13 protein-coding genes are annotated in these 17,357 nt (G+C 69.4%); 4 read left to right on the forward strand and 9 right to left on the reverse strand.

The annotated features are described in order from the left end of the window. Window positions 1-76: 76 nt before the first annotated feature. Together INF26_RS04705 and INF26_RS04710 are read left to right on the forward strand one after the other, a co-directional pair. The gene (locus INF26_RS04705; protein WP_193529577.1) at window positions 77-1,561 is read left to right on the forward strand and encodes a C69 family dipeptidase; all 1,485 of its coding nucleotides are present in this window, start codon (window positions 77-79) and stop codon (window positions 1,559-1,561) included. 373 nt (window positions 1,562-1,934) lie between these two features. After that, window positions 1,935-5,792 (forward strand): SpaA isopeptide-forming pilin-related protein, encoded by a 3,858-nt coding sequence (locus INF26_RS04710; RefSeq protein ID WP_193529578.1) that lies wholly within the window; start codon window positions 1,935-1,937, stop codon window positions 5,790-5,792. A gap of 92 nt (window positions 5,793-5,884) precedes the next feature. Here the strand turns inward: INF26_RS04710 and INF26_RS04715 are convergent, their stop codons facing one another. The 5 genes from INF26_RS04715 to INF26_RS04735 all read right to left on the reverse strand — a co-directional run bounded on the left by INF26_RS04715 (window position 5,885) and on the right by INF26_RS04735 (window position 9,526). Beyond that, window positions 5,885-6,742 (reverse strand): MetQ/NlpA family ABC transporter substrate-binding protein, encoded by an 858-nt coding sequence (locus INF26_RS04715; RefSeq protein WP_193529579.1) that lies wholly within the window; start codon window positions 6,740-6,742, stop codon window positions 5,885-5,887. Between the two features lie 23 nt (window positions 6,743-6,765). Continuing rightward, a complete protein-coding gene (locus tag INF26_RS04720; RefSeq protein ID WP_193529580.1) occupies window positions 6,766-7,446 on the reverse strand; it encodes a methionine ABC transporter permease in 681 nt (226 codons plus the stop codon). Continuing rightward, the gene (locus INF26_RS04725; protein WP_193529581.1) at window positions 7,439-8,188 is read right to left on the reverse strand and encodes a methionine ABC transporter ATP-binding protein; all 750 of its coding nucleotides are present in this window, start codon (window positions 8,186-8,188) and stop codon (window positions 7,439-7,441) included. The genes INF26_RS04720 and INF26_RS04725 overlap by 8 nt, the downstream gene beginning before the upstream one ends. 228 nt (window positions 8,189-8,416) lie before the next feature. Further along, entirely contained in the window at window positions 8,417-9,028 is a 612-nt protein-coding gene (locus INF26_RS04730) for a TM7S3/TM198-like domain-containing protein (RefSeq protein ID WP_193529582.1), read from the reverse strand. Between the two features lie 12 nt (window positions 9,029-9,040). After that, window positions 9,041-9,526, reverse strand: a complete 486-nt coding sequence (locus INF26_RS04735) for a hypothetical protein (protein ID WP_193529583.1) — start codon at window positions 9,524-9,526, stop codon at window positions 9,041-9,043. A gap of 100 nt (window positions 9,527-9,626) precedes the next feature. Here INF26_RS04735 and trhA point away from each other — a divergent pair, with 100 nt between their 5' ends. Then, window positions 9,627-10,313: a PAQR family membrane homeostasis protein TrhA gene (gene trhA / locus INF26_RS04740; RefSeq protein WP_193529584.1), complete on the forward strand. Its 687-nt coding sequence runs from the start codon at window positions 9,627-9,629 to the stop codon at window positions 10,311-10,313. Between the two features lie 331 nt (window positions 10,314-10,644). Continuing rightward, entirely contained in the window at window positions 10,645-12,063 is a 1,419-nt protein-coding gene (locus INF26_RS04745; protein ID WP_193529585.1) for a Sapep family Mn(2+)-dependent dipeptidase, read from the forward strand. A 113-nt stretch (window positions 12,064-12,176) separates the two neighbouring features. Here INF26_RS04745 and INF26_RS04750 read toward each other — a convergent pair whose 3' ends face one another. The 4 genes from INF26_RS04750 to INF26_RS04765 all read right to left on the reverse strand — a co-directional run bounded on the left by INF26_RS04750 (window position 12,177) and on the right by INF26_RS04765 (window position 17,084). After that, window positions 12,177-13,700, reverse strand: coding sequence for an alpha-amylase (locus tag INF26_RS04750; protein ID WP_193529586.1), 1,524 nt, complete (start codon window positions 13,698-13,700; stop codon window positions 12,177-12,179). Then, complete coding sequence (locus tag INF26_RS04755) at window positions 13,697-14,638, reverse strand: hypothetical protein (RefSeq protein ID WP_193529587.1); 942 nt, start codon at window positions 14,636-14,638, stop codon at window positions 13,697-13,699. Before INF26_RS04755 ends, INF26_RS04750 begins: the two co-directional genes overlap by 4 nt. Window positions 14,639-14,723: 85 nt before the next feature. Next, complete coding sequence (locus tag INF26_RS04760; RefSeq protein ID WP_193529588.1) at window positions 14,724-15,908, reverse strand: coiled-coil domain-containing protein; 1,185 nt, start codon at window positions 15,906-15,908, stop codon at window positions 14,724-14,726. 129 nt (window positions 15,909-16,037) lie between these two features. Beyond that, window positions 16,038-17,084 (reverse strand): nucleoid-associated protein, encoded by a 1,047-nt coding sequence (locus INF26_RS04765; protein ID WP_193529589.1) that lies wholly within the window; start codon window positions 17,082-17,084, stop codon window positions 16,038-16,040. Between the last annotated feature and the right edge of the window lie 273 nt (window positions 17,085-17,357).

Raw genomic sequence — 17,357 nt, forward strand, 5'->3', positions numbered from 1 at the left:
ATCGCTAAGATGGTGCCGGTCATATACCATGGCGCGTCGGCAGGCGGCAGGCGCGCGGCAAGAAGGAGGCGCCATCATGCCCTGCACCACCATCCTCGTCGGCAAGAGAGCAAGCTACGACGGGTCCACGATCGTCGCCCGCAACGAGGACTCCCCCGGCGGCCAGTTCGAGGCCAAGCGCTTCGTCGCCCGCGAGGCGCCCCAGGCCGGCTCCGTCTACAAGAGCGTGCTCTCGCACCTCGAGATTCCGCTGCCCGAGGGCGGCATGCGCTACACCGCCATGCCCAACGCCGACCTGCGCGAGGGCCTCTGGGAGGCCGCCGGCTTCAACGAGCGCAACGTGGGCATGAGCGCCACCGAGACCCTGACCTCCAACGAGCGCGTGCTCGCGGCCGACCCGCTCGTGGAGTACCGCGCCGCGCGCGGCACGGAGGGCGATAAGGACTTCGAGCCCGAGCGCCTGGGCGGCATCGGAGAGGAGGACATGGTCACGCTCGTCCTCCCCTACGCGACGAGCGCCCGCGACGGCGTGGAGCGCCTGGGAGAGCTGCTCGAGCGCTACGGCACCTACGAGATGAACGGCATCGCCTTCTCGGACGCCGACGAGATCTGGTGGCTCGAGACCGTGGGCGGCCACCACTGGATCGCGCGCCGCGTGCCCGACGACTGCTACGTCACCATGCCCAACCAGCTCGGCATCGACGACTTCGACCTCAACGACGCCTTTGGCGAGAAGCGCGAGTACCTGTGCTCGGCCGACCTGCGCGAGTGGATGGACGCCCACCACCTCGACCTCACGCTCGGCATGGGCGCCGGCCACTTCAACCCGCGCGACGCCTTCGGCAGCCACTCGGACGCCGACCACGTCTACAACACGCCGCGCGCCTGGGACATGCAGCGCTTCCTGAACCCGCACGCGGGTCCCTGGGAGACGGCCGCGCCGGGCGCGGACTTCGGACCCGAGAGCGACTGCATCCCCTGGTGTCGCGAGCCGGAGCGCAAGGTGACCGTCGAGGACGTGAAGTACGTACTCTCCCTGCACTACCAGGGCACGCCCTACGACCCCTACGGCAGCGGCCCCGCCTCCACGCGCGGCCTCTACCGCCCCATCGGCATCAACCGCAACTGCCAGCTCGCGGTGCTGCAGCTGCGCCCGCACGTGGACGAGAAGCGCGCCGCGCTGCAGTGGGTCTCGCTCGGCAGCAACGCCTTCAACGCGCTCGTGCCGTTCTACGCCAACGTGAGCGCCACGCCCGCCTACCTCGCCGACACCACCACCCGGGTCACCACGGACAGCTTCTACTGGGCGAACCGCCTCGTCGCCGCGCTCGCGGACGGCGCCTACGCGGCCTGCCTGCCGCACGTCGAGCGCTACCAGGAGCGCCTCACGAGCCGCTGCGCGGCGCTGGTGCTCGCCTGCGACGCCCAGGACGGCGACCTCGAGGCCTGCAATCAGGCGATCGCCGACGAGTGCCGTCGCGAGACGGACGACCTGCTCGACAAGGTGCTCTTCGAGGCGAGCATGCGCATGGGGAACGGCTTCTCGCGCAGCGACAACTAGGCCGGCCGGCGGGGCGTCCGCGGGGGAACGGTCACGCTTCGTCCCTATCGGGACGGATCTGACATGCGCCTCTGCGAGCCGGGGGCCGCGAGCGCGCGCCCGCGGCCCCCGGCCGACCGCCGGCCGACACAATCTGAAACCAACCGAACCCTCCGTTCCTCTCACCAGCGGCCGCAGACTCGTGGCAGCCAGCGGGAGATTCACGTAAGGGTCCGCGTGCTAGGCTCTCCGCCCACCCAATCGACGAGGAGGACCCATGGCACGCGAACGACTCGACGCCCCCGGGACCGGGGGCAGGACACGACACGCTGACAGACGGACGCGAGGGACGAGACAGAGGCGCCCCCTCCCCCTGCGCGCTCTCGCCCTGGTGATGGCGCTGGTCATAGCGCTGACCAACGCCCTCGTGCCGGCGCTCGGGGGCGCGTCGGCGGCGGAGACCGAGGACGGGGACCGCGTCTACCTCACCGTGGGCCGCTGGATCTACTACGGCGGAAGCGGGACCATGGGCACCTCCCGCATGAGCGTCAACGGCGAGGTGGCCTACTGCTCCGACCCCGAGAACGACTCGCCCACGTCGGGCTACTACACCCGCGAGCCCGTCCACCCGCGCGCGTCCGGGGGGAGCAGCAGGCCCGTCGCGAGCGTGGAGCGTACGATGTTCTACAGCTACGGCGGCCCCGGGTTCGACGCCGACTTCTGGCGCGACTGCATCGGCGGCACGGACGGAAAGGGGCGGCACTTCGCCGCCGGCAAGGACTGGGACGGCTCGAGCATAACCACCGACGAGTTCTATGCCTACGCCCACGTCCTTCTCGCCGAGCGCATGTGCAACAGCGCCTCCGACGCGCTCCACAAGACCTCGACCGACTTCAAGGAGTGGTTCTACTGGAACATCCTCGGCAGGACCTACGGCGGCGGGGCGACCAACCCCAACGCCGTCGGGCCGCAGATCGAGAAGATGAGCGTCCCCGACGGGTTCGAGGTCTATCAGCTGGACACCGGCTACAACTCGAAGTGGCACGAGGGGGACCGCTCGCAGATCGTGGTGACCTTCGAGTACAACCCCTACGTCGAGGTGAGCTTCACCAAGGTCTCGGCCGACGCGACGCTCACGAGCGGCAACGACGAGTACGCCTACGCGGGGGCGTCCTACGACATATTCGAGAAGGACGGCGGCAGGAAGGTCGTCTCGATAACGACTGACGATCGGGGGCACGCGAGCTGTAAGCTCAAGCCCAACACGAGCTACTACGCCGTGGAGACGACCGCCCCCAGGGGCTTCGTCAAGGGGACGGGGCGCGTCGACTTCAGGACGGGCTCGGGCGCGGGGTCGGTGTCGCTCTCGGACGAGCCGGGGACCCTGGAGCTCGTGGTCGCGAAGACCGACTCGGCGACGGGCGGCGCGGCCCAGCCCGGGGCGTCGCTTGCGGGTGCCGAGTACAAGGTCGTCGACGCCAACGGCGACACCCACACCGGCACCACCGACGAGGCGGGCCGCGTGAGCTTCGCCGGGCTCCCGCTCGGCACGGTGACGGTCACCGAGACCAAGGCGCCCGAGGGCTACCGGCTCGACCCCACGCCCCACGAGTACCACGTGGGCGCGGACGAGCTCCCCGAGGCGGGCGTCGTCACCCTCTCCCCCGCGGACGACTTCGCGGAGGACGTCATCGCCTTCGACCTCGACCTCGTCAAGTACAGCGACACGGGCGCCGAGGGCTCGGGGCTGCAGGACCCCGCCGTAGGCGTGGAGTTCCAGGTCATATCCAACACCACGGGAGACGTCGTGGCCACCCTCACGACGGACGAGAAGGGCTTCGCCACGACCGAGGGCGGCTGGTACGGCGAGGGCGAGCGACCCGAGGGGGTCAACGGGGCGCTGCCCTACGACGCCGGCGGCTACACCGTCCGCGAGGTGGCCTCGACCGCGCCCGACGACCACCTCCCCGCGGACGACTGGTCCGTCACCCCCGAGCAGATGGTCGACGGTGTCACGCTTCACTACATCGTCGACAACGCCTTCGCGAAGACACGGATCCAGGTGGTGAAGACCGACGCCAGGAGCGGCCAGGCCGTGCCGCTCGCCGGCTTCACGTTCCAGCTCCTGGACGCCGAGAAGAACCCCGTGTCACAGGACCTGTGGTACCCCAACCACGAGGTCATAAGCGAGTTCACGACCGACGAGTCCGGGCGGGTCACCTTCCCCGGCGAGCTCAGGCCGGGAACCTACTACATCCGCGAGCTCGCGGCGGTCTCGCCGTATCTGGTGGCCACAGAGGACGTCGCCTTCACCGTCGAGAGCTCGCCCGCGCCGGCGCCGGTCTCCGTCGTGACCTTCCCCGACGACCAGGCGACGGGGTCGGCGACCATAGCCAAGAGGTGCATGACGGGCGCATGGGAGAGCTCGGACGAGGTACTCGACGAGGGCTGCGACGACGCGCTCGCGGGAGCCGAGTTCGACGTCGTCTCGCTCGGCGACCTGACGTCGCCCGACGGCACCGTGCAGGCCGTGACGGGCGAGGTCGTGGGGCACGTGACGACCGGCGCGGACGGCACCGCCACAATCGAGGGGCTGCCGCTCGGGACGGGCGCGGCGACGTACGCCTTCGTCGAGACCGACCCGGCGCCGGGCCACGCGCTCGACCCGACCCCGCACGAGTTCACGGTCAGCTACGCGGACGACCACACGGCCGTCGTCACCGCCTCGGCGGACGCGTCGAACGAGCCGACGACGGTCAGGCTCGACAAGACGGTCCTGGGGACGGGAGAGCCGCTCGCGGGCGTCACCTTCGCGCTGTGGCGCGAGGACGGCGACGACGAGGCGGAGCGAGTCCCGCTCACCACCGGCGAGGACGGCTCGATCACGATGCGCCACCTGCTGCCCGGCGCCTACCACCTCGCGGAGGTGGAGACCCCCGACGGATACCTCTCGAGCGGCGAGACCATCACCTTCGTCGTCGACGAGCGGGGGCTGGTGGAGGGCTCGGCCAGCCACGCCATCGCGGTCGAGAACGACCGTACCAAGGTCGAGCTGTCCAAGCGCGACATCACCACCGAGGAGGAGCTGCCCGGCGCGCGCCTCACCCTGCTCGACGCGGACGGCGAGGTCGTCGAACGGTGGGTCTCGACCGACGAGCCCCACCTCATCGAGGCCCTCCCGACGGGTGCCTACACGCTCGTGGAGAAGATGACGCCGCACACCTACGACGAGGCGACGGCCGTCGAGTTCTTCGTCGAGGAGACGGGCGAGGTGCAGCACGTCGTCATGTACGACGAGCCGATCCGCGTCTCCGGGCAGCTGGACAAGCGCCAGGAGATAGCCGACCCCACGCGCCCGGGCACGGAGGCGGGCGCCACCACGGACGAGGGCGGGGCGAACCGCGCCGAGGTCTCCGTCTCCGACGACGGGAGCTACGAGTACTCCGTCGACGTGAGGAGCACGAGCACGACCTGGGTCGACGAGTTCACCGTCACGGACGAGCTCGAGGCGGCGCAGGACGGGCTGGCCCGGCTCACCGGCATCGTCACGCCCGTGGCGGGAGAGGACTACGACGGCCTGCTCAACGTCTGGTACCGGACCGACCTCACCCCGGCGGACCACGTCGACGGGAGCGGCGCCAACGCCACGCTCTCCGACGGCCACGAGAACCCCTGGCTCCGCTCGGAGGAGACGGACGAGACGCTGGGCGACGACGGTCGCGTGCTCTCCTACGAGGGCTGGAGGCTCTGGGCGGAGGGCGTGAGCGCCACCGAGGCGACCGAGCTCTCCGTCTCCGACCTCGACCTCGCCGAGGGCGAGAGGGTCGTGGCGGTGCGCCTCGAGTACGGTCGCGTGGAGGCGGGCTTCTCGACGCGGTCGGGAGACTGGGACCGCGATGACCTCAAGGACCCGCACGACGACGTCGACGACGTGGCGCACGCCCACGAGGGTGACGTGCTCGCGGGGACAGGCGAGGGCGCGGTGCGCTCGCCGCTGGTCGTCCGCATGCGCGTCACCGACGCCTACGGGGCGGGCACGCGGCTCACCAACCACGCCCGCGTCGACCTGTTCCGCAACGGAGGCGGCTCGGACGAGCTCGAGGCGCACGACAGCGACCGCGTCGAGCAGGAGCCCGTCGAGACGGTCATCCCGCTCCCGCGGACCGCGGACGCCGCGGCGCCCGCCCTGGGCGTGGCCGCGTTCGGGGTCGTCGCCCTGCTCCTCGGCATGAGGCGCCGGCCGCGCCGCTAGCCAGGAGGCACCGACGAGAAAGGCGGGAGGGGCCGCCAGGGTCCCTCCCGCCGCACATGCTCCCGGAGCCGCCCGGGTCTCTCGCCCGCCGCCTAGAAGGCCGCCTGGACGCTCTCGCCGAAGGTCTCCTCCAGGTACGCCTTGAAGTCGTCGGTCTTGAGCACGTCGACGAGCGCGGCGATGCGCGGGTCGTCCTCGAGCTCGGGACGCGTGACGATGATGTTCACGTACTGCTCACGGATGGCGGTGGACTCGGCGTTCTCGACGGCGACCGCGTCCTCGATGCGGAAGCCGGCGTCGATGGCGTAGTTGCCGTTGATGATCGAGAAGTCGACGTCGGCGAGCGTCGCGGGGAGCACCGCCGCCTCCTGCTCCAGGATCTCCAGGTTGTGCGGGTTGTCGACGATGTCCTTCGCGGTGGCCTCGTAGCCGGCCGCCTCGTCGAGCGTGATGAGGCCGAGGTCCTGCAGCAGCATGAGCGCGCGGCCCTCGTTCGTGGGGTCGTTGGGCACCGAGATGACGGCGCCGTCCGCGACGGAGTCGATGTCGCTCGACTTGCCCGGGAAGACGCCCATGGGCTCGTAGTGGATGCCGGCGACGTTCACGAGGTCGGAGCCGTTCTCCTCGTTGTAGTTGTCGAGGTACTGGATGTGCTGGTAGTAGTTGCAGTCCAGGTCGCCGGTGACGGTGTCGGCGTTGATGCGCGGGTAGTCGGTCATCTCGCGCACGTCGAGCGAGACGCCCTGCTCCTCGAGCAGCGGCGCGGCGAAGTCGTTCAGGATCTCGGCGTGGGGACTCGGCGTCGCGCCGATGACGAGCGGCTCGGAGGCCGTCTCGGCGGAGTCGGAGCCCTGCTCGGCGGGGGCGCCGCCGCAGGCGGCGAGCGGAACGGCCGTCAGCGCGGCGGCAGCGGCGAGGAGCGAGCGACGGGTGATGGAGAGGTTCGACATGATGGCGTTCCTTTCGGACGAGGTTACTGGATTCGGTGGTCGACGCGGCGCGCGACGAGGTCGCAGACGCTCTGGATGATCTGGACCATGGCGATCAGGATGATCACCGCGGCGACCATGACGTCGGTCTGGTAGCGGTAGTAGCCGTATCGGATGGCGATGTCGCCCAGGCCGCCGGCTCCGATGGCGCCCGCCATGGCGGTGTAGCCCAGGACCGAGATCAGCACGACGGCGACGCCGCGCACGATCGAGGGCAGCGCCTCGGGCAGGAGCGCCGAGAACACGATGCGCGGGGTGCTCGCGCCGCAGGCCTCGACGGCCTCGACGCTCTCGCGCGGGACCTCGGCGAGCGACTGCTCGATCATGCGCGCGATGAAGGGCGACGCGGACAGCACGAGCGGCGGGATCGTGCCCTGGATGCCCGAGCCCGTGCCCATGACGAGGCGCGTGAACGGGATGATGAACACCATGAGCACGATGAACGGGAACGAGCGGAGGATGTTGACCACCCAGCCGAGCACCGCGTTGAGCACGGGCATGGGACGCAGCGACCCCGGCGCGGTCAGGTAGAGCACCACGCCCAGGGCGAGGCCGATCACGTAGGAGATGGCCGTCGGGACGAGCACCATGACGACGGTAGAGCCCGTGCCCTCCACCAGGAGCTCGCCGTACTCGGCGAGAAACGCACTCAGAGCATCAAGCATCCCAATCAACCCTCTCGAGAAGCACCTTGGCGGCCTGGGACTGGGGGTCGGCGAAGACGTCGGCGACGCTGCCGCGCTCGACGACGCGCCCGTGCTCGAGCACCGCGACGTTGCGGCAGATCTTCTCGACCACGCCCATGGAGTGCGTGATCACGATGACCGTGACGCCGGTCTCGCGGTTGATCTGGCGCAGGAGCTTGAGGACGGTGTTGGTGCTCGCCGGGTCGAGGGCGCTCGTCGCCTCGTCGCAGAGGATGTACTCGGGGTCGCACGCCAGGGCGCGGGCGATGGCCACGCGCTGCTGCTGACCGCCGGAGAGCTGGGACGGGTAGGAGTCGGCGCGGTCGCGCAGGCCCACCATGTCCAGCAGCTCCAGCGCGCGCTCGCGGTTCTCCGCCGTGACGCGGCCGGTCGCCGCCTTGTACGGGAAGCACACGTTGGCGAGCACCGTCTTCTGGGCGAGAAGCCCGAAGTTCTGGAAGATCATCGCCACGCGGCGGCGATAGCTGCGCAGCGCGGCGCCCGTGAGGCCCGTGACATCCTCGTCGTCCACGAGGATCCGGCCGGAGTCCGGGCGCTCGAGCAGGTTGATGCAGCGCACGAGCGTGGACTTGCCGGCGCCGCTCATGCCGATGATGCCCATGATGTCGCCGTCGACGACGTCGATGGAGACGTCGTCCAGGGCATGCGGCGCGTCCGGCGCGCTGCCGTAGGTCTTGGTGAGGTTCTGTATCTGGATCATGCGCGAGGCTCCGCTCGATGACGTGGGTGGGAGGACGCCTCCCGCCGGAGACGACCTAGTGAAGGCGCCCGGTCTCCCCGTCCGTGCGACGTGCGCACGACACGGCAGAGTGCCCGGGCTTGGGCATCTCCATGACCATCATCATCGTGATATGTGCGACAGCGCTCTTCATGCTGGATACGTTAGCACAAACGACACAATGCGGGCGAGGGGTCGTGCCGGCGGGCCCTAGTCCTTCTGGCGGCCCTGGACGATGACGCCGGCCACGGCCAGCACGATCGTGCCGACGAGGATCGCCGTGCCGTTCGCCGCGGCGAAGTCGCCGCCGATATAGGCGGAGAGCGCGTCGAAGGTGGCGGTGGCGTCGCCGGGAACGGCGAGGGCGGCGAGCGCCGGGAACGCGAGCCCCGCGGCGAGGAGGTTGGGCGCCACGAACGTCGCGCCGGTCCAGGCGGTGCCCAGGCGCACGGCGAGGTCGGACCAGTGGGCGGCGGCGAGGCCCAGGAGCACGCCCGCCACCACCATGATCACGCCGAGGAAGTCGGCGGCCTCGGAGGGCAGCAGCATCGTGACCACGAACCCCAGCGCCGCGCCCGCGGCAAAGCCCACGAGGAAGACGCCGGCCTTGTAGACGAACTTGGACAGCAGCGCCGCGATCACGCCGAGCACGGCGGCGACCACGAACGAGACCATCGAGCCGTCCGTGGACGAGAGCGCGACGTTGAACACGCCGAGGAACACGAGCAGGCCCAGCACCACGTAGAACAGGCGCTTCCCGAAGAAGCAGGCCAGGGCGCCGACAGCGATGTTGACGAGCAGGTAGACGATCGCGAGTTCCATGTTCTTCTCCGTTTACTCGAAGTGGTCGTCGGGCAGGTACTTGGCGAAGGGGCCGCGATGGGACGTGTCGACGCCGGCGCAGCCCACGGCATAGGCGAACCCAAGCATCATGATGAGCGGCGGGGCAACCATGGAGACGTAGACCACCACGACGACGGGGCCCATCAGCGAGTCCGCCGCGTCGGGCAGGAGCACGGGCAGGGCGGCGAGCAGTATGAAGGCCAGCGCGAGCAGGCCGATCGCCAGGCAGAGGCGCTTGGCGACGCGGCCCACGAGGATCTTCTTGAACCACATGAGCGCGATGCCGAGCAGCACGCCGATGGCGTAGAGCAGAAGCGGCGCGGCGGCGACCACGCCGAGCTGCACGAGCGGCGAGTCGCCGATGGCCGCTGCGACCACGTCGAACTCGGTCAGGTGGTACCAGGCGAGAAACGCGCAGCATGCCACCGCGACGACGACCCACGCGACGAGGTTTCCGACAAACGTCGATTTCTTCAAATCGGGCCCCCAGACGGGACGGAGGGGTATGCTTTCCCCGAGCGAACGGAAATAACCGGGTCATTATACCCCCGACCTGACCCTCGCCCGAGGAGGGACCATGACGGACTCAACCAGCTCGACCACCGCCACCGACGCACGGCGCCCCCTGCGAAAGCGGCTCTACTCGCTCGGCGAGGAGATCGCCAACTCGGTGAGCCACGGGGTCGGCGTCCTTCTCGGCATCGCCGCGCTCGTCCTGCTCATCGTGATGGCCGTCTCGCACGGCGGCGGCGTGCGACTTGCTGCCGCCATCATCATGGGCGTCTCGCTCATCGTCGAGTACCTCTTCTCCACGCTCTACCACGCGCTCGCGCCCGAGAAGGCCAAGGCGGTCTTCCGCGTGCTCGACCACTGCGGCATCTACCTGCTCATCGCCGGGAGCTACGCGCCCTTCTCGCTGGTAACGCTGGCCGATCGCGGCGGGCTCGTGCTGTGCTGCGCGGTATGGGGCGTGGCCGTGGTGGGCATCGTCGCCGAATGCCTGCTGCGCGAGCGCCAGCCCGCCTGGCTCACCGCGCTGATCTACGTCCTCATGGGTTGGCTCGTGGTCTTCCACATCGGCGACCTCTGGGAGCTCCTGGCGCCGCCCGCGTTCTGGCTGCTTCTGGCCGGCGGGCTCAGCTACACGGTAGGCGCGGTCTTCTACGCCATCAAGAAGGTGCCCTACCTGCACTTCGTCTTCCACCTGTTCACGCTTGCCGGCAGCGTGTGCATCACGCTCGCCGCGCTGCTGTTCGTGGTGTAGGCGCTCGTCCGACCCCTCCCTCGACGGGTTTGGGTTCGAATTTCCCCTCCCAGAGGCCTCATTTATCAAACTATGAATCAGTTATCTGCTTTTTTGCAGAAATGAAACTAATTCGGACGCCGCGGCGAACCCAAACCCGAAAACGGTTTGGGTTCGAGAATGAGCCAAATTCTTCAAATCAATCAACTTTGCAACTTGTTACCTGCGGTTTTGCGGAAAGTGAGCCTCGCGTCCCCCACTTTCCGAACCCAAACCCTCAACGCGGGCTTCGACGCGCCGCCGCAGCGCTAAGATGGTCGGCGACAAGAACCGCTACGCCCAGGGAGGACGCATGATCGACGAGCAGCTCAAGCGCGAGGTGGACGCCTACGTTGACGAGGTCTGGGAGGACGTCGTGGCCGACATGGACCGCCTCGTGCGCCACGACTCCGTGGAGGACCTCGAGCACGCGGAGCCCGGCAAGCCCTGGGGCCCGGCCGCAAACGACGCCCTCGTCGAGGCCGAACGCATGGCCAAGCGCCTGGGCCTTAAGGTCACCGACCTCGACGGCTACCTGGGCTTTGCCGACGTCCCCGGCGCCTCCGGTCCCGAGCGCTACGTCGCCACGATCGCCCACACCGACATCGTGCCCACCGGCGAGGGCTGGAACTTCCCGCCGCTCGCCGTCACGCGCAAGGACGGCATGCTGATCGGCCGCGGCGTGGCCGACGACAAGGGCCCCTTCGTGCTCTCGCTCTACGCCGCCCACTTCTTCGCCCGCCGCGCGGCGGCCGGCAACGAGCTCCCCTACACCCTGCGCTGCATCATCGGCAACAACGAGGAGACCGGCATGGGCGACGTGCCGTACTACCTCGAGCGCTACCCCGAGCCGCTCTTCTGCTTCTCCCCTGACGCCGAGTTCCCGCTCATCTGCGGCGAGAAGGGCCTCTACGGCGGCGAGTTCACCTCGGGCGCCGTGGCTGGCGAGAAGATCGTGGAGCTTTCCGGCGGCACCGTCTCCAACGCCATCCCCGGCAAGTCCACCGCGCTCGTGCGCGCCGACGCTGCCACGCTGACGGGCGCGGAGCGCATCGAGGTCGAGCCCGCCGGCGACGGCCTCGCGCGTGTCACGGCCACTGGCATCGGCGGCCACGCCTCGATGCCCGCCGGCAGCGTCAACGCGATCGGCGTGCTCGCGCGCTACCTGCTGGCCAACGACCTCGCGGGCGAGGGCGAGCGCAGCTTCCTCGAGCTTCTCGTGACCCTCACCGAGGACGCCTACGGCCGCGCCGCCGGTGTCGCCGCCACCGACGACAAGTTCGGCGACCTCACGCTCGTGGCGGGCGTCGTGCGCACCGTGGACGGCCACTTCACGCAGACCGTGGACTCGCGCTTCCCCACCTCCACCACCGCCGATCAGATCACCGCCCGCCTCACCGAGCTGGCCGCGACCCACGGCTGCACCTACGAGGCCGGACGCGGCGAGAAGCCCTTCTACATCAGCCCCGAGAGCCCGGAGATCCACGCCCTTCTCGACACCTACGCCGAGTACACCGGCCGCGAGGGCAGGGCGTTCACGATCGGCGGCGGCACCTACGCGCGCCACTTCCAGCGCGCCTGCGCCTTTGGCCCGCAGGACCCCGCCGACGAGCTGCCGGAGTGGGTCGGCGGCGAGCACGGCCCCGACGAGGGCGTCTCTGAGGAGGCCATGCGCCGCGCGCTCAAGATCTACATCGTCTCGATCGCCCGCCTGATGGAGCTCGAGCTGTAAACCATACGCAACCCCAGGGCAGGGGCAAGGTCCGGCGCTCAGACAGCTTGCCGAGAAGGACACTCGGCAAGAACTCGCGGCGGACCTTGCCCCTGCCTCCGTAAGCAGAGGGTCTACGCGCGCATCTCCTCGGTGTCGGAGGCGATGTCGCGCGCGATGCGGTGGAGCTGTCGGTCGTTCTCCAGCGCGTCGGCGGTCTTCTCCGGCAGGTAGACCGAGAGGCGCCCGCCGAGCGTGTGGAACGTCGCCCAGCCCTCGGCGTCCACCACCACGTCATCCTGCTCGCCGATGACGCAGCTCCAGGTCTCGCCTGCGTGGCCAGCACCCACGCACATGCGCTTCTCGCCGCCGTCGCGGTCGGTGAGGACCACGGCCACGCCGCTACCCGGGTGCTCGGCGTCGCCCTCGCGCGTCCAGCCGATCACGTCCGGCGCGTCGAGGAAGTCGTGCTGCGTGCCGTAGGCGAGGCGGCGGCGGATCTCCATCAGCAGCGGCAGCTCGCGCACCGCCGGGATGTTGCCGTCGTTGGGCATGCCGTAGAGGTCGCCGTAGAAGACGCAGGGATAGCCCGCCTCGCGCAGCAGGATGAGCGCGTAGGCGGCGGGCTTGAACCAGGTCTGAACGAAGGACTGCAGCGCCTGGCCCGGCTGCGTGTCGTGGTTCTCGGCAAAGGTCACGGCGTGCACCGGGTCGCGCTCCACGAGCGTGCCCGAGAAGATCTTGGAGAGGTCCACGTCGCCGTTGGAGCAGCTCGCGCGGTAGAGGTTGTAGTGCAGCGGCACGTCGAAGAGCGAGAGCGCGCGCTCCTCGCCCAGGTAGGCCGTGAGCTCGTCGGCGGTGCGGCCCCAGTACTCGCCCACCGTGAAGAGCTCCTTGCCGGCGTGCTTGCGCACGGCGTCGAGCCAGCGCAGGTAGAAGCCGCGGTCGATGTGCTTGAGCGCGTCCAGCCTGAAGCCGTCCAGCCCGCACGCGTCCACGTACCAGCAGCCCCAGCGCACGAGCTCGTCGAAGACGCGCGGGTCGTTCACGTCCACGTCCGCACCCATGAGGTAGTCGTAGTTGGCGTTCTCGGTGCGATCCACGGCGCCGTCCCAGTGCTTGCCGTCAAAGAGGAAGATGGCCTTGCGCTTGGCGCGATCGTCCCAGTCCACGCCATGGAAGCAGGTCCAGTCCCAGGTGAAGTCAGAGTGGGCGCCCGCGCGGCCGGGGAACGAGAAGCGCGTCCACGCGGAGATCGTCTGCGCGTCGCCGAGCACGAGCTCGCGGTTGCTGGACTGCACCTCGCGCGCCACCACGTCCTCGCAGCCGTCGGCGCCGAGGCGCTGGTTGAGCACGATGTCCGCGAGCGCCTGGATGCCGTTTGCCTGCAGCGCGCGCACCGCGGCCTCGTACTCCGCACGGGTGCCGTACTTGGTGCGAACGGTCCCCTTCTGGTCGAACTCGCCGAGGTCGTAGGTGTCGTAGACGCCGTAGCCCACGTCCTCGGCGCCCTTCTCGGCCTTGTAGGCGGGCGGCAGCCAGACGGCGGTGATGCCCTGATAGGCGAAGTCGGCGGCCTGCTCGGCGATGCGGCGCCAGTGCGAGCCGTCGGCGGGCAGGTACCAGGAGAAGCCCTGGAGCATGGTTCCGTTCGTCATGATTCCTCCGTGAGGTCGGGCCCGGACACGAGCGCGACGCCGGCGGCGGCGGCGAGCTCCTCGGGCGTTGGCTGGCGGTCGATGCGATAGGCCAGGTAGACGCACGTGGCCATGAAGACGATGTCGAGGACGAGGTCGAACGTGAGGCCAAAGACCCCGCGCTCCGCCACGTGGCCGACGGCCTGCACGAGGTCGAGCGCCAGCGCCAGGGCAGCGAGCACGAGAAACGGCCTGATTCTCTGCGGGCGGTTGGATCCCCAGACGCCGAGCGCTCCCACGCCGACTGCGAGGCCCGCGGCGAGGCCGCCGACCACGAGCAGGCCGTAGAGCGTGCCCGTCACCCTCACGGGGATGCCCGAGATCACGGCTCGCTCGCCCTCGCCGTAGACGACGAGCGCCGCGCCGATCACGGCGACCACCACGACGGTGAGGACGCCCTTCAGGATGATGAGCTCGGAGAGCAGGTGCAGGACGCGCTGGTGGCGCGAGCGGAGGAACGTCTCGCCCTGGACGCCCTGGTCGTGCTCCTCCTTGACCTTGTCGGCCAGGCGCGAGCAGATCAGCACGTAGACGATCGTGGTGGTGAGGACGATGGGATTGAACAGAATGAACGTGCCCATGCCCCAGCCCCAGACGATCGCCACGAGCACGGCCAGGCCCACGAGGTAGCACAGGAACCGGTACGGCCCCACGCGCGCGGAGTTGTTGGACGCGGCGAGCCCGAGGGCGGCCGTGAGGAGGAGCAGCCCGGCCACGACGAGGATCATGACGCCGAAGGTGACCGACGCCCACAGGTCGCTCCCGCCGAGCACGCCCGGCACGAGCACGAGCAGGCCGCCGACGAGGGCGAGCGCCCCGATGCCACCCATGAGCAGGGAGACCATCCGCAGCACCGCCTGCGTGGGCGTGCGCGGGACAGACGGCTCGAGGTCCTCCATGCGCCTCCCTTCGAACGTGGCGGACGTAGGGAGTATACCCGAGCGCCCGTCCTTCTCGCCGGGCGCCCGCTAGGCGAGACGGGCCCTAGGACAGCTTGACGCCGCCGAGCCAGCCGCAGAGCGGCGTGGCGAGCGCGCTGTAGTGGCTCACCCAGCTGGAGAGGCTCGTCGTGCGGATGTAGCCGATGTTGTCCATCACGGTGCCGCTGTCGATGCAGACGCCGATGTGGCCGTAGATGCGGCCGGCAGCGCTGTCGGGCGAGACGTTCACCGCGACGATCATGCCCGGCTGGGCGTTGGAGGGCGACGTGCCGCACCAGCTGTAGTACATGTCGTCGGCGTTACCCCAGAACGAGCCGATGCCGGCGTTCTGGAAGACGTTGGTGACCCACGCCGCGCACAGGCCGCTGCCCGGGGAGGGCGTGGAGTAGCAGGCGTTGATCACGCGCGCGAGCGAGCCGGAGCCCGAGACCACCGTGTTGCCGTGGCCGCCGGAGGGGCGGGAGCCGCCCTGCTGCTGCATCTGCTCGGCGAGCTGCTGCGCGGCGAGAAGCTCGGCGTCGCGCTTCTCCATGAGCTCCTGGACCTCGGCGGAGAGGTTGTCCACGAGCTCCTGGGACTCGATCTGCTTGGCGCGCGCCTCCTCGAGCTGGGCACGCTGTTCCTCCTGGAGCTCCTCGAGCTCGGCCTTCTGCTCCTCGAGCTCGGCCTTCTGGGTCTCGAGCTCGGCCTTCTCCTCCTCGAGCTCAGCCTTGAGCTGGCGCACCTCGTCAATCATCTCGCGGTCGGACTCGGTGACCTTGTCGAGGTAGTAGATGTTGCTCGTGAACTCGTCGAACGTCGCGGACGAGAGCAGCAGGTCGAGCGTCGAGAGCGGGCCGGCCTTGTAGCTGGCGCTCATGCGGTCTCCGAGGACGCCCTGCTTGTGCTCGATCTCCAGCTGCTTCTGGTCGATCTCGTCCTGCTTCTGGTCGATCTGGGCCTGCTTCTCCTCGATCTGCCCGGAGACGTCGGCGACCTTGGCGGTGGTGGCGGAGAGCTGGGTGGCGATCTTCTCGTACTCGGCGGCGATGCGGTCGAGCTCCTCCTGGGCCTGGTCGTAACTCAGCTGGGCGGCGTCGAGCTTCTCCTGGGTGGTCTCGGCGGAGGCGATGCCGGGGAAGAGCGTGGTGCAGAGGCCGGCGGCGATGAACAGGCGCAGGGCGTCGCGCCTCGTGACAGAGCGCGGGGTGATGCCGGCGTCCTGGGGGGTGATGCGGGTACGGGACATGGAGTCTCCTCGTGTGTGAATCGGCTGCGTTCGCGAAACTCTCCGCACTATTCTAGCCACAATTCAGCTCGGACACGAGACCCACACGAGCCTTGGGACAAGGCGCGGCCGACGGCCCGCCCGGGCCGCTCAGCGGTTCTCGATGCGTGCGACGTTGCCCACGGTGATGGTGATGCGTCCCTCGGCGTCCGTCGAGAAGTCCAGGTAGCCGGGGCGCTCCGCGAGCTCGGAAGGAAACGAGATCTCCACGCCGGTGTCGGTGCGGATCTTGTGGCTCCGGGTGAGCCGGTTGGCCACCCCGCGCCGCACGGGCGCCTCCTCGGGCAGCTTGGCCTCCTGGACGCGCTCCTCGAAGCGCTCGGCGACGTCCGGGCGCTCCGCGAAGACCGTGCGCCCCACCTCCGCGGGCGAGAAGGACTCCTCCACGTCGGCGCTTCTCGCCACAGCGGCCTTGACGCGTGCGGCCTCCACCGCCGGCTCCAGGCCGAACTCCTCCGCCACGTCGCGGACGATGACGCTGACCTCGTCGATGACCTCGTGGCTGGAGGCCTCGCTCGTGCACTGCAGGAAGCGCTCCGGGATGATGCTCACGCACTCCCCGCCCACGGCGCGCTCCTTGTCGTGGAAGTCGATCGCGCCGGTCTCCGCGTCCACGAGCAGGTAGGACGCGACCTTCTGCGAGGGGTTGGGCAGCGTCGCGTCGACGCGGGCGATGTCGTTGGCGTCGCCGGCGACCTCGTGGACGAAGGCCTGGCGACGCGGCAGCAGCATGACCGAGAAGAACCTGCGGCCCGCCGGACCGTCGAAGGAGGGGCCGGCGTCCTCGCCGTCCTTCTCGCCCGTGGCGTCGGTGTCGGTGAAGTCGGCGACGAGCAGGTCGCACTGCTCGAGGTCCTCCGTGCGGCGCAGCTCCTCCCAGAACCACTGCGCGATCTCCGTGGAGAACTCGACGAACTCGCGCTCGCCGGCGAGGTAGCGCTGGAGCTCGGCGGCAAAGCCGGAGTCCGGCGCGAACGCCCCGTGGCGGCTCTCCGCGTTGGCCGAGATCTTGCGCAGGTGGCGCTGGACGAAGGAGCGCGTGGCGCGGACCGTGAGGTCGAGCGGTCGCTCCGAGAGGTACGCGGAGCCGGAGTCGAAGTCGAAGACGTGCAGGATCGCGCGGTCTACCTTGAGCATGGGGTCCCTTTGCGGAATCGTCGGTCGGTTGCGGTCAACCATGATAGCGCTGGGCGCCGCCTGCGCGCCACGCATCCGCTCGCGTGCCCCCGCGTGCTTAGGAATCCGGGGTAGTTGTAGGGCCGCACGGATTTCTTGCTTAGGAAGACGGGGTGGTTGTAGGTCAGATGACGGCCGCGCGCTCGGAGATTCCGGAAAACCGCAGGTCGCGAAAACCAGAGCGTGTACGAATGCGAGCTGAACGCGGGCCTCGACGCTCCCAGACCTACACTT

The sequence above is a fragment of the Thermophilibacter gallinarum genome (assembly GCF_014982725.1).
Classification (GTDB): Bacteria; Actinomycetota; Coriobacteriia; order Coriobacteriales; family Atopobiaceae; genus Thermophilibacter; species Thermophilibacter gallinarum.

Bases quoted from the DNA above. Each gene is read 5' to 3' on its own strand.
- INF26_RS04745 (WP_193529585.1), top strand. From the start codon at position 10,645: ATGATCGACGAGCAGCTCAAGCGCGAGGTGGACGCCTACGTTGACGAG.
- INF26_RS04730 (WP_193529582.1), bottom strand. From the start codon at position 9,028: ATGGAACTCGCGATCGTCTACCTGCTCGTCAACATCGCTGTCGGCGCC.
- INF26_RS04755 (WP_193529587.1), bottom strand. From the start codon at position 14,638: ATGGAGGACCTCGAGCCGTCTGTCCCGCGCACGCCCACGCAGGCGGTG.
- INF26_RS04750 (WP_193529586.1), bottom strand. From the start codon at position 13,700: ATGACGAACGGAACCATGCTCCAGGGCTTCTCCTGGTACCTGCCCGCC.
- INF26_RS04710 (WP_193529578.1), top strand. From the start codon at position 1,935: ATGGCGCTGGTCATAGCGCTGACCAACGCCCTCGTGCCGGCGCTCGGG.
- INF26_RS04705 (WP_193529577.1), top strand. From the start codon at position 77: ATGCCCTGCACCACCATCCTCGTCGGCAAGAGAGCAAGCTACGACGGG.
- INF26_RS04715 (WP_193529579.1), bottom strand. From the start codon at position 6,742: ATGTCGAACCTCTCCATCACCCGTCGCTCGCTCCTCGCCGCTGCCGCC.
- INF26_RS04760 (WP_193529588.1), bottom strand. From the start codon at position 15,908: ATGTCCCGTACCCGCATCACCCCCCAGGACGCCGGCATCACCCCGCGC.
- INF26_RS04720 (WP_193529580.1), bottom strand. From the start codon at position 7,446: ATGCTTGATGCTCTGAGTGCGTTTCTCGCCGAGTACGGCGAGCTCCTG.
- INF26_RS04725 (WP_193529581.1), bottom strand. From the start codon at position 8,188: ATGATCCAGATACAGAACCTCACCAAGACCTACGGCAGCGCGCCGGAC.
- trhA (WP_193529584.1), top strand. From the start codon at position 9,627: ATGACGGACTCAACCAGCTCGACCACCGCCACCGACGCACGGCGCCCC.
- INF26_RS04765 (WP_193529589.1), bottom strand. From the start codon at position 17,084: ATGCTCAAGGTAGACCGCGCGATCCTGCACGTCTTCGACTTCGACTCC.